The sequence below is a fragment of the Vibrio sp. 10N.239.311.G01 genome (assembly GCF_041465805.1).
GTDB classification, from domain to species: Bacteria; Pseudomonadota; Gammaproteobacteria; order Enterobacterales; family Vibrionaceae; genus Vibrio; species Vibrio crassostreae_C.
Genome location: NZ_JBFSRM010000002.1, coordinates 182524 through 198098 on the forward strand (window position 1 = coordinate 182524; position 15575 = coordinate 198098).

14 protein-coding genes are annotated in these 15575 nt (G+C 44.8%); 6 read left to right on the forward strand and 8 right to left on the reverse strand.

All coding sequences use genetic code 11. The features are described 5' to 3' along the window. Positions 1–7 precede the first annotated feature (7 nt). The 4 genes from uhpB to AB6D06_RS02210 form a co-directional block, all read right to left on the reverse strand. On the reverse strand, positions 8–1504 hold the full coding sequence (gene uhpB, locus AB6D06_RS02195; protein WP_372100715.1) for a signal transduction histidine-protein kinase/phosphatase UhpB: 1497 nt from the start codon (positions 1502–1504) through the stop codon (positions 8–10). Next, complete coding sequence (uhpA, locus tag AB6D06_RS02200; RefSeq protein WP_017061545.1) at positions 1504–2112, reverse strand: transcriptional regulator UhpA; 609 nt, start codon at positions 2110–2112, stop codon at positions 1504–1506. Before uhpA ends, uhpB begins: the two co-directional genes overlap by 1 nt. 147 nt (positions 2113–2259) lie before the next feature. Then, a complete protein-coding gene (gene uhpT / locus AB6D06_RS02205) occupies positions 2260–3654 on the reverse strand; it encodes a hexose-6-phosphate:phosphate antiporter (RefSeq protein ID WP_102332288.1) in 1395 nt (464 codons plus the stop codon). A gap of 405 nt (positions 3655–4059) precedes the next feature. After that, complete coding sequence (locus AB6D06_RS02210; protein ID WP_017061543.1) at positions 4060–4398, reverse strand: DUF1840 domain-containing protein; 339 nt, start codon at positions 4396–4398, stop codon at positions 4060–4062. Between the two features lie 315 nt (positions 4399–4713). On the opposite strand from AB6D06_RS02210, the gene AB6D06_RS02215 reads away from it, so the two are divergent. Further along, positions 4714–5904, forward strand: a complete 1191-nt coding sequence (locus tag AB6D06_RS02215; protein ID WP_372109919.1) for a GGDEF domain-containing protein — start codon at positions 4714–4716, stop codon at positions 5902–5904. Between the two features lie 25 nt (positions 5905–5929). On the opposite strand, the gene AB6D06_RS02220 is transcribed toward AB6D06_RS02215, so the two are convergent. After that, positions 5930–6214 (reverse strand): hypothetical protein, encoded by a 285-nt coding sequence (locus AB6D06_RS02220; RefSeq protein WP_017061541.1) that lies wholly within the window; start codon positions 6212–6214, stop codon positions 5930–5932. Positions 6215–6371: 157 nt separating this feature from the next. Between AB6D06_RS02220 and AB6D06_RS02225 the strand changes: the two genes are divergently transcribed. Beyond that, positions 6372–7244: a pirin family protein gene (locus AB6D06_RS02225; protein WP_017069674.1), complete on the forward strand. Its 873-nt coding sequence runs from the start codon at positions 6372–6374 to the stop codon at positions 7242–7244. A 211-nt stretch (positions 7245–7455) separates the two neighbouring features. On the opposite strand, the gene AB6D06_RS02230 is transcribed toward AB6D06_RS02225, so the two are convergent. Beyond that, positions 7456–7737 (reverse strand): pyrimidine/purine nucleoside phosphorylase, encoded by a 282-nt coding sequence (locus AB6D06_RS02230; RefSeq protein WP_017057600.1) that lies wholly within the window; start codon positions 7735–7737, stop codon positions 7456–7458. A 307-nt stretch (positions 7738–8044) separates the two neighbouring features. Here AB6D06_RS02230 and AB6D06_RS02235 point away from each other — a divergent pair, with 307 nt between their 5' ends. Together AB6D06_RS02235 and AB6D06_RS02240 are read left to right on the forward strand one after the other, a co-directional pair. Beyond that, positions 8045–8509 carry a DUF2850 domain-containing protein gene (locus AB6D06_RS02235; RefSeq protein ID WP_017065063.1) on the forward strand — a complete coding sequence of 155 codons (465 nt, stop codon included), beginning with the start codon at positions 8045–8047 and terminating at the stop codon, positions 8507–8509. Between the two features lie 398 nt (positions 8510–8907). Further along, positions 8908–11448 carry a glycosyl hydrolase family 18 protein gene (locus tag AB6D06_RS02240; protein ID WP_372109893.1) on the forward strand — a complete coding sequence of 847 codons (2541 nt, stop codon included), beginning with the start codon at positions 8908–8910 and terminating at the stop codon, positions 11446–11448. Positions 11449–11569: 121 nt separating this feature from the next. Here the strand turns inward: AB6D06_RS02240 and AB6D06_RS02245 are convergent, their stop codons facing one another. Together AB6D06_RS02245 and AB6D06_RS02250 are read right to left on the reverse strand one after the other, a co-directional pair. Further along, positions 11570–12418, reverse strand: coding sequence for an alpha/beta hydrolase (locus AB6D06_RS02245; RefSeq protein WP_017061536.1), 849 nt, complete (start codon positions 12416–12418; stop codon positions 11570–11572). Between the two features lie 176 nt (positions 12419–12594). Continuing rightward, complete coding sequence (locus tag AB6D06_RS02250) at positions 12595–13188, reverse strand: TetR/AcrR family transcriptional regulator (RefSeq protein WP_017072389.1); 594 nt, start codon at positions 13186–13188, stop codon at positions 12595–12597. A 161-nt stretch (positions 13189–13349) separates the two neighbouring features. Here AB6D06_RS02250 and AB6D06_RS02255 point away from each other — a divergent pair, with 161 nt between their 5' ends. Further along, on the forward strand, positions 13350–14306 hold the full coding sequence (locus AB6D06_RS02255) for an AEC family transporter (protein WP_065583559.1): 957 nt from the start codon (positions 13350–13352) through the stop codon (positions 14304–14306). Between the two features lie 123 nt (positions 14307–14429). Then, entirely contained in the window at positions 14430–15470 is a 1041-nt protein-coding gene (locus AB6D06_RS02260; protein ID WP_372109894.1) for an acyltransferase, read from the forward strand. Positions 15471–15575: the final 105 nt, after the last annotated feature.

Below are 15575 nucleotides of genomic sequence, written 5' to 3' on the forward strand. Positions count from 1 at the left end.
TTCGTTCTCACACTTTAGGTAATGTAACGCTGATATTGGTACCCGAAGATGAGCCATTAGCGTTGATTGTCATCTTGCCGCCGAGCGCCTGAACACGCTCTTGCATACCGCGAACACCCATTCCTTTGAGAAGATCTTGCGCTGTAAAACCAATGCCATTATCTGTGATCTGAAGATAAGCCTGGTCACCTAAAAGCAGTTCAATTCTGATTTCGCTCGCGTTGGCGTATTTAGAGGCATTGTTTAGAGATTCTTGGCACAGCCTGAAGATAGTGACCTTAAGCGTGTCACTCAAACACGAGTAATCACCTTGCCAATTTAACTGAATATCAACGCCGTGATCCGAAAACTCCATCTCTCGAATAAGCTGTTCCACGGAATCTTTTAGGTCCAGATCGTCCAGCATCTTAGGTCTTAATTTTGTAAGTAGACGTTTGGTGGTGTCATAAACATTCAAAGATAATGATTCAATGGTACCCGCACAGCGAACGCTCATCTCAGCCGCGTCGACACGTTTAATAATGCTTGCCTGAGTACGAATTGCCGTGATGTTTTGGCCGATTTCATCATGCAGTTCACGCGCAATATCACGACGAACCGACTCTTCAGCGGTAACTAACTGACGTGAAAGGTTTTGATTTCTGGAGAGTTCACTTCGCAATTTGGAGTTGAGATCTTTCTGCTTTTGAACCGCTAAACCAAGCAGTATACCTGTGATGGTTTGAGCAGATAGAGACAAGAGTAAGTCGGTAATTTCGAGTTTGGATGTTCCGCTGTGGGCTGCAATCAACGCGACACTATTTAACATTGTTGCAAGCAGAGCACCTTGCCATCCATAACGAACGGCGAGCAAGATAATAGGGATCGCCATACAGAACGGGGCAAAGCGCCTTAGCTCATCAGGCAAACTGGTTTGTATCAAAATACTGGCGACCAACAACACGCTATATAAAGCAATATGACGGATTTTGAACTCAACGACATTATTGATTAAGTAAGAGCTCAATGGTGCCCACTTGTTTTGGAATAGATAGTTCCAGACCAGATAACACATCGGCACCAGCATCAGTCCGCCAGTAATACTCACCAACCACACCATGTAAACAGCAGAAACATGAGAACCCACCACGGCAACGTTAATAAATGCTGTGACCATGATTAAGCTCGCCATCACTAACAAGTGACGATTCTGGTCACCAGAATAATAACGCTTGGCAATTAGCGTGGCAGGAATACTCAATCCACTGGCGATGAGTATCGTCAGCCATTGGGGTTCATCAAGCAGCAGAGCTAAAGCGATCGCAAGTCCCCACTCTGCAATATAGATGGCAGGCCAATAGTGGGTACGAGTGTGCAGCGTCATTCCCAGTCGAAGTGAAAACGGGAAAAGCAGAATGGCTAACTCAGGGTCATTAATGAAATAGAAGGCAATAACCCATAAACAGAACCATGCACAGCCTGCCATAAAAACCCCACACAGGGAGGTGGCTAGGTAAGAACGCATTAGTACTGGTCTTGTGTAAACAGTTTCGCTAACTCGACATTATTCTTAACATTGAGTTTGTCCATCGCATTGGCACGGTGTACATGCACCGTTTTATGGCTAACCCCTAGCTCTACGGCAATAGATTTTACATCGAGCCCTGTCGCCAATAACTGACACACTTCGCTTTCTCTGCGGGTGAGCTGATTTAAAGAGGCTTTATTCTTCATGGGTGTCGCAAGCTTTATGGCGATATCAGGCGTGAGATAACAGCCACCATTTGCGCTCGTGTGTACGGCTTGGATTAACTCATCAGGGCTACAGCGCTTGCTGAGATAACCTTTGGCTCCTAACTCTAATGACTTCTCAACCATCGCCGGAGAGTCATGAACGCTCAACATGATGCTGGCAATGCCAGATGGAATCTCTTCCAATAAGCTCAGGCCACTTTCATCTTGCATTGAGATATCCAAGATCACGACATCAGGGTGACAGCTTGGCAATCCTAGGCGCGCTTCTGCCGCAGAGTTGAATTCACCCACGACCGTAATATCAGCTTCAAGACTGAGTAATTGAGCAAAGCCAGATCGAACAATGACGTGGTCATCAACAAGCGCAACATTAATCATGATATTAACCAAAATTAAGAGTAAGAAAGAAAAATAGCCCCAACAGGAGCTATCTAAAATTAAGTTTATTGATAGAGATGATACTGAATCGAACTAACGATTGGTATGATCTCACGTGCTTTAAACCAATAAAGCACATGAGACTCGCTACGCGCTTTGAGACGCTAAGTGCATTTTCTTAGCGTGGCGAATCTTCTTCTCTTCCGCAACCGCAACGAATAGCAGTAACACGATACAAATGGCAGCTGACGTATCAAGCGCTGCGAACGTGCCTTTCCAACCCGTTAAGCCAAAAATAGGTGTGCCGTCTGCAATCATACCTAGGCCAAGTTTGGCAAAGCTGTCACCAATTAAGTAAGCAAATGTACCTTTCACGCCATCCGCAACGCTGATTGCTTTCTTAGGCACGAAACCTACTGCAGCAACACCAATCAGCAACTGAGGACCAAATACTAGGAAACCAAGCACAAACAGTGATGCTAGGTACATGAACTCACTGGTTGCATGCTGGTAGAACTCTAGCGAAACGATAATCAGGCCAAGCGATACACAAGCAACCAAAGCACGGCGTCCGTTCGCAAGGTCTGACAGATAACCCCACATTAACGTACCGACCAGTGCACCAACCTCAAACAGAGTGAAGCCTGAAATCGCGGTTTCTTTTGATAGACCTAGCTCTTGATACGCATAAACGGTAGACCATTGATCGATACCGATACGAACAATGTATAAGAAGATATTCGCGAAGCAGAGCAACCAGATCACTTTGTTTTTCAGGATGTATTCAACAAAGATCTCTTTCTTAGTCATTTGATTTTCTTCAGCAGCCGTATCTTCTTCGCTGACTTCTTCATCAAACAACTCTTCAACCGTACCTAGACCATAGGCTTCTGGAGAGTCATTACCAAAGCGCATACCAATAAAGCCAACCACAATCGCAATGATTGATGGGAACACGAACATACCGATCACGTTGCCATCAAAAAGGTAGTTAGCTCCAAACAGAGCAACACCAGCGGCACCTGCGCCACCCACGTTGTGCGACATATTCCAAAGGCCTAAATAAGAACCACGCTTGTTACGAGGCGTCCATTTAGTGATGGTCGAGTAGCTTGAAGGACCGCCGGTACTTTGGAAGAAACCACTCAACGCATAGAAGGCAACCATCAAGAATAAGCTAGCGCTGCCGCCGCCCATACTGAAGCTGAAGCCCAACATGGCAATACCAGAAAGGACAAGCATGAATGGCAGGAACTGCTTGGTGTTTTTACCATCGGCATAATAGGAAACGACGGTTTTACCGATACCGTAAGTGATAGAGAAACCCAGACCGATAAGACCTAGATCCGTCATCGATAATCCATAAGTAGAAATCATGTCGTTTTGCGCGACATTGAAGTTCTTACGGATCAAATACATGGTTAGATAACCAATGAACACGACGAGGTAAGATTGTAGGAATGGTTTAAACCACATTTTTCTTCTAGTTTCGACCGGAAGATCCAGCGTCGGTTTTCGAACCTGATCTAGGAACTTTAACATTGTGAACTCTCTTATTTATTGTGAGGTCTGCACGGCATAATTGCGGCCATACATTGTTTGTTAGTTGACCGTGAAATAATAAGGAGTCTAAAAATCGACCGCATGAGAGAGGGTCTTAGAATAACTAGGAAAAATTCTTAGTTCAGAATTGGGAGTCAAGAAAGCGTGAACAGCATCACTTTGTTTACGGTCTGTTATGGATTGATATTACGATAACAAAAGTCACTCATTTCAGGGCTGACGAACCTTGTAAATAAACAGAAACGAGTGGATTACTTCACTAAAAAAACACCAGTATCGGTTCATCACCATAAAACTCCATGGTCATGGTGTGTCCGATACTGGTTCAGCATTCATTCTGATTAAATAGATTCAATAGGCTTGTTACGTTTCGCGTGAATCGTACTACAGTCGCTTGCCGCTACCGTCTTCCCACATTACTTCACATTCATCTTTGATGGCAGCTTTTAATAATTCAACCAGTGGGAACGCTCGACTACCGATATTAACAGGCGCTTCAACCACCTCTTCTTCATTGTCGTCATCAGTATTTTCATGCTCTACGGACTTGCTCTGCTCTGCTGCAATAGCAGCACGTAGATTATCCAGAGCTTGAGGAACCTCTGAAGCATCCATAGCACCTGGGATGGAGCCGCTATGCCCAAGCATCTTGATGAACTGGAGGCCGACTTCACCAAACATCGTGACACTAGCATGAGCTTTACAACTAAAGGTAATTAACATAATGAGCCTTTCTTAATTTTGGTCGTTTACAAACTATGTGGAGTAACTCTCTGGAAAGCAAGTAGATAAACATCAAACAACGGTTACAAGTTTGATGCTTAAATCTAATCTTCTAGAGATGACCAGCACCATCGGTGATATACATCACTATTTGGAATTGATTGAACAGCCTTTCATATGAAACCTTGATAGTAGTCACACTAAATAGACATCTAAGCCTCTGCATAGCTTGTTATTTAATCTACTATTAACACCATTATCAAAAACTTTGGCACAGATCACATGAAAAGGCTCGTCGGCAGGCACCTAGAAGAAATGGCGGACATACGATCCACCCGCAAGCAAAAAATTGTCCACTCCTTTTCACTGACTGCCGCTGCGTTATTCATTTTCTATACTTGGGCTTACTTCGAAGGCGAGCATTACACGCTGTCAATATTCGAATTGTGCTTCGCCATCATTGCCATTTCTAACGCTTTATATGTAAGAAAAGTCATCAATCCTGAGTATTCCGAATTGATTCTGAGTGGTGTTCTTCTAGTTCAGGGCGTCATCCTATTCTTGTACAGTCACGCCATCCCAGATCGCATCCTCTGGCTCTACCCAATTCTGGCCGCGGTCATTTTCATTAATGATTTCAGAATTGGCATAATCTTCAGCACCTCGTTTTGCCTGTTCATCAGCACCTTGATTACAGCAATGCCCAACAATTTTTCTTTACCATTTAACAGCACACACAGATTTTTCCTTAGCTTATTTACCATGAGCTTGGTGTGCCACACATCCGCCTATTACTACACAAAAGCCGTCAGTTATATTCAACGCCTGTATAAAGAAGGCATTGAAGATCTCGCTTACAGAGAGCAGTTAACCGGCTTGGCAAACCGTTGGAGCTTTGAACGCTGGGCGACAGAAAAACTAGCCACCGTGGATAGTGAGCGATCACTTACGGCATTGGTCTTTTTGGATATAGATGACTTTAAAGGCATTAACGACAGCTACGGGCACGATGTGGGAGACAGTGTCTTACAGCATTTTGCCAATCGCTTGAGCAACAACATTCGAACCAGAGACAGAAAAAGCCATGAATACGATTATTCCATCGCGCGCTTTGCTGGAGACGAGTTTGTTCTGATGCTCTACGATGTGCCAACTCGTAAAGATCTAGACGGCATTCTAGATAGGATCTGCGGGCTGTTCGAAAGCGGCTGCCAAACAAACGAGAGAATCAAGGAATTGACGTTAAGTGTTGGGGTTGCTTTGTATCCGCAAGATGCCCAAGAATTACATGAGCTGACGAGATGTGCTGATAAAGCGATGTATGTTGCCAAGCATTCAGGAAAAAACCGATATGCTTATTATCACGACAACCCAGTATCGACCCTGATAGAAGAACTACCAACGAGCCTTGTTAGCTCAGCACCGGATTCATCTGAACTTGAAGATTGCTTTGAAGCGAAGATCGAAGGGAACAATGTTACGCTATTAAAAACGCGCCAACGCTAGCCATTCCTATAACGGAGCGGCGCTGCTAACCTGCAAGGTACATAAGCCAAAGACTCACTAACCCGATCATAATAATCCATATGACTTGACGTGTTCGGTTTGGGTTATTCCCTTTAGGTCGCCTCACCACGGTTTTAAAAGCGGCTTGCTTAGCTGACTGAATAAACGGCGCTTCTATCTCACGTTTTTTCACGCGGCGTTTAACTGCGCTGTTTGCAACCTCTGTAAAGCGCTGGCTTTGCTCCGTTGTAAAGTCGTTATCAAAACCTATCCGACCATGCCTTTCGCCATGTTTTTGCTGAACTGCCATAGCGGCCTCCTTGGCGATATACTCTCTATTGAGTATAGACATAATTTCATATTGTTACCTGTTCAAGATTTTCGAATAAGTCACTCAACGCTGTGCCATCTTCTTTTTAAATCAAATTACATAAACTACAGCTATTCAAGTTTATGAGGGTTTCAAAATGACGAATGTAAGAGCAGTAGATCATGTGATTACAGCACATGCCACCTCAGATGGTGATGGCGTCAAAATCCAACGACTCGCAGGTTTTAATAACGCACGTTTCTCTCCATTTTTAATGATTGATGAACTGAAGTCGGATGAAAGCAAAGACTATGTTGGCGGCTTTCCTCCACATCCTCACCGTGGGATAGAAACGCTCACTTACATGCTCCAAGGTCACTTCCAACACAAAGACCATATGGGGAATGTTGGAGAGCTACGCAGCGGTGGCGCTCAATGGATGGCCGCAGGCCGTGGTGTCATTCACAGCGAAATGCCAATGATGGAAGAAGGTGCGCTGCATGGTTTTCAGATTTGGATAAACCAACCTGCGACACACAAAATGCAGCCAGCTCAGTATCACGATTTCCAAAGTGAAAGCATCGCGGAGCATCAAAGTGAACAAAGTGGTTTGTTAAGAGTGATTGCCGGAGGGTTTGAACTGCACAACCAAACTGACAAGGATTCAGAGGCTTTACGAGCGCAGGGTCCATTACAGAAAACAGGTGTGCCATTAAGCGTTGCGGATTGGCGCTCTCATTCTGGGCAAAAAGTCACGTTAGGGACTAATGTTAATCACAATGCCATGACTTATGTGTACCGAGGCAGTATTAAGATCGGCGACAAAGTCATCAACCAAAGTCAACTTGCCCTGCTCACCAAAGCTGAATTGTTGTCTTTAGAAAGCCTAGAAGATTCAGGTGTACTGATTTTTTCTGGTCAGCCGATTAATGAACCTGTCGTGCACTATGGTCCGTTTGTCATGAACTCGATGGAAGAGATTGAACAGACAATTCAAGACTACAACAACGGTGTGTTTGAGACTTACTGATGTCTTGGCTTTGAGCTTTGAGCTTTGAGCTTTGAAGATTGAAGAGATTTTGCAACGAACAACGATTTGGTCATCCATTTGATGACTACAAAAACAAGTGACACTATCCACTGCCGGTTACTATCACTTATTTAACCACGCTCCTAGAGCGTGGTTTTTTTCTATTCAATCAGAGGCAAATGATGCCCTGACTGAACAAATTTAGACCTGATTACAAGTACTCACACAGGTAAGCCGTCGCTTCTTTTACCTGTAGGTCGAATGATGAATCACCCGCAACGTCAAAAGACTCACCAGATTGGTATGTCGTCCAATCATCATCGCCAACACGCTTTACAATCAAAGCACCTTTAACAACGGTCATCTTTTCTGGAGCCGCAGTACCAAAAGTGTACTCACCAGCCGCCATTACACCAACACTCACATCAGCACCAGACTGGTTAAACGCTAACGACTTAACGCCACCTTCAAAGTATGTGTTTTCTTTAATCATTGTACTTCCTTGTTATCTTCAAATTGCAATTATTGAGCTCACCGAGTAAGCCTATGCGTAAATTTAGGTGATAATTGTTTTAACCAATTCGAGACTTTCCTACAAGAAATAAATACGCATAGCTTAAGCATTTCTGGAATTCGCTTTCATTGATAACGTAAATACTGAGGAGCAAGGCTAATAACCATTAACACAACCACATTTATTAGAACATTCGATCCTGCTTCTAACTCTTAGAACAATTTTTGCAAACTAAGGTTTTAGTTAATAGAATCTAAAACAATATCAGTCGAAAAATGAAGAGATAATGGCAAAAAAGCCGACTAAAAGCAGAGATCTATTTGCCAACTCGTTACTCTACGGCTTCCTATTAGCTGGCTTTATGGTTGCCCTCACCGCCGGCTATTTTGCTTACCAAGCCCACCAGCAATCTGTCAGCCCAAGCAACGTCTATGGCACATGGATAGAGATTGCGGCGCCACCTTACAACACCGACATCCTGACACTTTCAGAAAACGGTGTGATGATGAATCATCGTCTTATCACTACCTCATTCGATTTTGACGGGAAGATCGTCACGATCAACACTGGCTCTGGAACCACCGTTTACACCATCAGTGGTACTTACGATTCGCCTCGCTTAAAGCGATTAGAGCCAAGCGTACCATCTCAGCAATTTATTAAAGAAGGCTACGAAGATACTGCGACTGGTGATACCCATAGTGTCATGCAACAACGACGCGCTTCCTTAGCTGAGCAATTCAAAAGATAACCCTCTTATCCATACTGCCATAAGCATTCGTCTTCAAGTTTACCCGTCGATCGCCCCCGCTCGCTCAACATACTTCACTTTGTGATTCAGCTTCAATCCACAGTATTTTCTTATAGTTTGTCGCACCTTTTCATAACTTCATGTCGTGAATTTTCACTTGTGAGATTTTCCTACTGAAGGATGTTTTATTTTATAAAACATGGACTCAGCCTCTCATTCATTAAGCAACAGAATTGTAACAAGATACAATTTTTTAGTTGTCCATCGAAAACGGATTTATTTTCAGTTATGAAATTAAAACTCCCTCGAATACTGACTGGGAAGCTCCTTCAAAACTGATTGGAGCCGTTTATGGGGCCATTGGGTTCTCGTAATCTTCAAGGAATGAGAGAAATAGTATGATTCGTATAAATACCTGTGCTGCAAGCATTGCTCTAGCGCTATCTGGTACAGCATTAGCTGCTCCAACAGCACCTAGCATCGACATGTACGGTTCCAACAACCTGCAATTTTCTAAAATTGAACTCGCGATGGAAACCACCTCTGGCTACAACCAGATGGTGAAATATCACGACCAAGCGAAGGTCGACGTTAAGTTCAACCAATGGAGCGGAACGTCAGGAAACACGTACAACATCTACTTTGATGGCGTTAAAGTGGCCACCGGCCCAATCACTGGCAGCCAAACCACAGCTTCATTCGAATATGGCCAAGGCGGCTTATTTGAGATGGAAATCGAAGCGTGTGATGAAACAGGTTGTAGCAAGAGCGCACCTGCTCAAATCACGATCGCTGATACCGATGGCTCACACTTAGCGCCACTTGCGATGAATGTGGATCCGAACAACAAGTCATACAACACAGATCCAAATACGGTAGTCGGTACTTACTTTGTAGAGTGGGGTATTTACGGCCGTGATTACACCGTTGATAACCTACCCGCTGACAACTTAACCCATATCCTTTATGGCTTCATCCCAATTTGTGGTCCGAACGAATCAGTTAAATCAGTAGGCGGTAACAGCTACAACGCACTCATGACAGCTTGTCAGGGTGTTAACGATTACGAAGTGGTGATTCATGACCCTTGGGCGGCTTTCCAGAAAAGCTTCCCTCAAGCGGGACACGAATACAGCTCACCGATCAAGGGTAACTACGCAATGATGATGGCGCTCAAACAGCGTAATCCTGATTTGAAGATCATCCCATCGATTGGTGGCTGGACGCTGTCTGACCCGTTCTTTGATTTCACAACTAAAGCCAACCGTGACACCTTTGTAGCGTCTGTTAAGAAATTCCTTAACACATGGAAATTCTACGACGGTGTGGATATCGATTGGGAATTCCCTGGTGGTGGCGGTGCTGCTCCAGACCTTGGTGATCCTGTAAATGACGGCCCAGCTTACATTGCACTGATGGCAGAACTTCGCGTGATGCTAGATGAGCTAGAAGCGGAAAACGGTCGTACTTACGAGCTCACTTCTGCGATCGGTGTTGGTCACGATAAGATTGAAGACGTGAACTACGGCGATGCTATCCAATACATGGATTACATCTTCGCAATGACTTACGACTTCTACGGCGGTTGGAACAACGTGTTAGGTCACCAAACAGCACTAAACTGCGGTAACTTCATGCGTCCTGGTCAATGTGATGGCACAGGCCTTGATGAAAATGGCGAACAATACACAGGCCCAGCTTACACCACAGACAACGGCATCCAACTGTTGCTTGAGCAAGGTGTTCCAGCGAACAAGCTTGTGGTTGGTACAGCGATGTACGGTCGTGGTTGGGAAGGCGTATTACCATCATCACTCACCGATCCGAGCGACCCTATGACAGGCGTTGGTAACGGCAAACTGAAAGGCAGCTCTGCGCAAGGCGTATGGGAAGATGGCGTTATTGATTACAAAGGCATTAAAGCAAACATGCTTGGCGCGAATAACCAAGGCATCAACGGCTTCGAATATGGCTATGACGAAATGGCAGAAGCGCCTTACGTTTGGAACCGCACTTCAGGTCAGCTAATCACATTTGATGATGATCGCTCTGTAAAAGCAAAAGGCGCGTACGTTCGTAGCCTTGGCCTTGCGGGTCTATTCTCTTGGGAAATTGATGCAGATAACGGCGACATCCTGAATGCAATGCATGAAGGCCTAGCGGGCGGTACAACTGATCCTGTCAACCGCAAACCAACGGCAGCTGCAGGTACAGACCAATCGGTTGAAGGCCCAGCTTCTGTTTCTCTAGATGGCAGCGCTTCAAAAGACAGCGACGGTACAATCGCGAGCTACGCTTGGTCTCAAGTCGGCGGTACAGCAGTAACACTGGCGAACGCTAATGCTGCGGTTGCGAGCTTCGATGTTGTTGAAGTCGCTCAGCAAGAAACACTAACCTTCAGCCTAACGGTAACGGACAACGAAGGTGCTACTTCTACTGACACCGTTGTTGTAACAGTAAGCCCTAAAGATACAGGCCCAGTAAACACAGCACCAGTAGCAGTGGTTACGGCTCCGGCTGAAGTTAATGCGGGTGATGTAGTCGTGGTTGATGCTTCGGCTTCAAGCGATGCAGACCAAGACACATTGACCTTCACATGGGATGTACCTGCTGGTATTGATGCAACGGTTCAAGGTTCTTCAGTGAGCTTTGTCGCAGCGGAATACACGAAAGATACAACGCTGAACTTCTCTGTAACAGTCAGCGATGGCACAGAGACATCGGTAGCAGCTACTTCAGTGAAAGTTCTTAAGAAAACCACAGGCGGCGGTACGTGTACTAACGCTTGGGATTCAGGCGCGGTTTACACTGGTGGCGACCAAGTGACTCAAGGCGGTAAGGTTTGGGAAGCGAAATGGTGGACAACCGGTGAAGATCCAACAACGACAGGCCAATGGGGCGTGTGGAAAGAGATCGGCCCAGCAAGCTGTGCTAACTAAAAATAGGATTGAGCTAAACACCAACTAAGCACCTAAAAGCAAGGCCAACCAGATAATGTCTGGTTGGCCTTTTTAATGTTTGTTTTCTTAACCTGCGTTCTACTGGCTTGATTAGTTAAAGTTAACCAATCAAGTTATCAAAGCTCTCAAATACTTGTGGGCACTTCATTACTCGCCCGTGGCCCTGTCCTTGAGTCGCAATTAAAGTAACGCGACCCATTTCATTAGCAGCACGCTGAGACACATCAAACTTAGTAAACTTGTCTTGCTCATCATGAACGATGATCGTCTGAGACTCACGAAGCGCTAGCTTTCCATAGGGATCAACAGACTGAATCGGGTAGTTAAACTGCTCTTCGACTTCTCCAACTACCGCCTCGAACAGTTTCATTGAGTAGCCAGAACGCGCAACGCTGCCAAATAGGTTTTCTAGATAATCCAGTACAGGTGCAATCAGCAATAATGGCTTGTTTTCCAATTTAACGTGCTTACATTCCAACGCAGAAGCCGTACCCATGCTGTGGCCGACCAAACCAGCTACCTCACCTACCGAATCTAGAATCGCTTCAAGACCGTTCACAAACGCAGGAATATGACCATGTACACCATCGCTGCCACCATGAGCAGGATGATCGTAAGCCAGAGCCGTAAAACCTTTAGCAGCAATATGTTCCATCAGAGGGAAAAACTGACTCGCAGTGCCAGACCAACCATGAGTCAGCACCCAAACAGGTCCGGTACCTAAAGAATAGGTTTTTATAACGCCATCACGACCTTTGATTTCACTCTTGATAAGCCCTTGGGGATCGGCATTTTTTTGCTCGGTACGCATTGGCGTGAGCAGCAGCTTACGTGCGGTTTTCTTCGCATGACTCGGCGCTAGAATGTAATGCAGGTTGGTTGTTGCGCCAATTAAGCTGCGCTTGAAGCTGAATTTGTTCGATGTATTAAAGTAGATTTTGTCACTCATGACCGTTCCTTGTATCGCCATCATCATTGGCGGATCGAGCTCGGCCCTAAAAATCGAACGACCGTGCTATTTGTTAGTGTAAAAAATGGCGATAGCGCTTTTTATGGCTGCTTGCCGCCACTTCTCTTAAAATTTCTTATAAGCCTTAGTTAAACAAAACTCAGATGCTTTGCGAGCTAAACCTCTTTCCAGCTAGCGATTAAGCGCTGTACACCACTCCAAAAGTGGGTGTGGCTCGCTTGTTGGCCTCGTAACGAGTAGAACAAGTTGGCACTCAAGTAGAGGCCGTATAACTCAAAGGTTGCCTGTTTAGGATCTAAATCGGCTCTGAACTGTTTGCTCTCAACCGCTTTTGCTACCTGAATCGTCAAGTAATCAATCCACACTGAAATGGTTTTCTGCAGTGCTTTCTGAATCACAGACGTTTCACTGCCCGCATCTTTCCATGCATCAATAAACATGCAACTGCCTTGGAATGAATGGTTCCAGCCCAACCAATTGTCGAGCAGCTGTTTCAATTTCGCTTCAATATCACCATCTCCCAGCTCTCTTGCGGGAATGATGACTCTTTCGGTGAATATGGCGTTGGAATACTCGAGTACAGAGAGTTGCAGGTTTTCTTTAGAGTTGAAGTGTGCAAACAAGCCACTCTTAGACATGCCACACTGTTTGGCTAATTCGCCAATCGTCAAACTCTCAAGCCCGTTTTCACTCGCAAGTGCGAATGCATGACTCAAAATATACTCTTTGGTTATCTTTCCTTTACTCATTATTCACCAAGGATAAATCTGATACGTTATTTTTAGCACGTTCGTTCTTTTTTTCAAAGATTTTTACTTATCTATTGGGATTCAATTTCTCTTCTCAAAGAATTGTGGAAAAATGCGACAGTATTCAAAGGAAATTGAAATCGACTAACAAAGGAAAAACAATGAACACACTTTGGGAACAGTTTGCGTTTTCGGCGTCAGTAACAGGCCCTATCTGTTTAATGCTGTTTCTTGGTGTGATGCTCAAACGAATCGGCTTAATCAACGACAATTTCATTGATGTCGCATCTAAGGTGGTCTTTCAAGTCACCCTACCCGCGATGCTATTTCTGAGTATTGTTCAATCGAATCACAACTTTTCAGCCAGTAGCGCGTTAGTTGCCTTTGGCGTCATCGCTAACTTTATCTTTTTCTTGTTCACGATTTTCTCGACCAAGTTAGTATTTAAAGGTTCGAAAGATCAAGGTGTGATTGTCCAAGGTGGATTCCGCGCTAATACCGCGATCATCGGCCTCGCCTATGTAGCTAATATTTATGGTAACCAAGGCGTGGCATTGGCGGCTATCTATGTCGCATCCCTAACCGTGCTATATAACATTCAAGCCGTAATTGCACTGACACCCAAAGGCGAAGACACTGGTGCGAAAGCGATTAAAGTGATCGCTAAGTCGATTACCAAGAACCCATTGATCATCGCTATTTTCTTAGCGGTCGTCTTCTATGCGCTTTCGATTCCTATCCCAAAAATGGTCACTGATGCTGGTCAGTACTTTGCCAACATGACGTTACCTTTGGCACTGCTGTGTACCGGTGGGTCGCTGGACATCAGCTCGCTCAAACAAGAAAAGTTATCGACGTGGTTCGCCTCTAGCTACAAGTTAATTGCCTCACCGTTACTGATTACACTGGCGGCTGGGTACTTAGGATTTGAAGGGCTCGATCTCGGGCTTATCTTCTTGATGAGCGCAGCACCAACAGCAGCGGCAAGCTACGTTATGGCTCGTGCGATGGGAGGAAACTCAACACTGGCGGCTAACATCATCGCGCTTACTACTGTTGTTTCTCTTATCACTTGCACACTAGGTATTTTTGCACTCACCGCAATGGGTTTAATATAGCTGCGACAGGCTTCAAAAAACCGACACAAGCCCTGAAATAAAGGTCATAAGCCTTGATTTAGGACTAACTGGTTGGGCATAAAGGCTGCTAGATTTCGTAAAAATTTTACTAAGAGATCTGATATGTCTTCCGTTCAACATACGCCTTCACAACACATCGCCAGTATCGAGTTAGGCCGAGTGATTGCTATCTTGGCGATCATTGGTTTACACGGCCAAATGGCACTCACTTATTGGCAAATAGATGAAGTGCCTTGGATCGGTTATGTGCTCAACCAAACCGCTCGTTTTGCGGTACCTCTCTTCTTCCTGATTTCTGGTTACCTTATTCAGCCCAAGTTGGCTGCATCGCCATGGGAAACCGTCCTGAACTACTCTAAACCACTGCTTAAGGTTTGGTTGGCATGGAGCATCATTTGCTTAGTGATGCCATTCAATCTCGCGAAGGTAGAAGAGTTTGGCTATCTAGGTGAACGTGAAGGCTATTGGGGTTTCTTAATGAACACGCCACTTAACTCTTTCTTAGAGGGTGGATTGGTTCATTTATGGTTTATTCCCGCTCTGGTTTGTGCAGTTTTGATCATTGCTTTGATAGTCGAAATGAAACTCGACAAACTACTATTACCAACGGCTATTCTGCTTTACCTCTATGGTGTTTTAGCGGGCAGCTACGCGAACTTAACCGACCTGAGCGCACCTTTCTTTACTCGTAACGGCCCGTTCTTTAGCACGTTAATGGTGAACTTAGGCTTCCTCATTCGTCAGAATCAATGGAAGGTGTCGTCAGCCAAAGCGTTGGTGTTATTAGTGTTAGGCATGTTGATTCATTTTGCTGAGGCATCATGGCTCACCACGTTCGACGTCGGATTCAACATGAATGATTTCTTGTTTGGTACGGCACTATGGGGAATGGGCGTATTTATGTGGCTTTTGGCTAATCCAAACATCGGCGACTATGCGTGGGTTCGCGCGATCTCGAATCGTATGTTAGGCATCTACGTTTGCCATTTGCTGATCATTATCGTGCTGTTCAATGTCTGTGGAGTCTTAGGCATTACGGAATTGACAAAAGACGTTACGGTATTTTTTGGCACCGTATTGTTGAGCTTCGGGTTGGTTGTTGGAATCGAAAAAACACCACTGCGACGCGTGCTACTTCGTTAGTGTTTGTGCCTAACATCATCAGCTAAATCAGTTTTAAAGAGTCACAAAAAGTAAAGGCAAGATAACGGATTATCTTGCCTTTATTTCATCATGTCAGTAATGAGA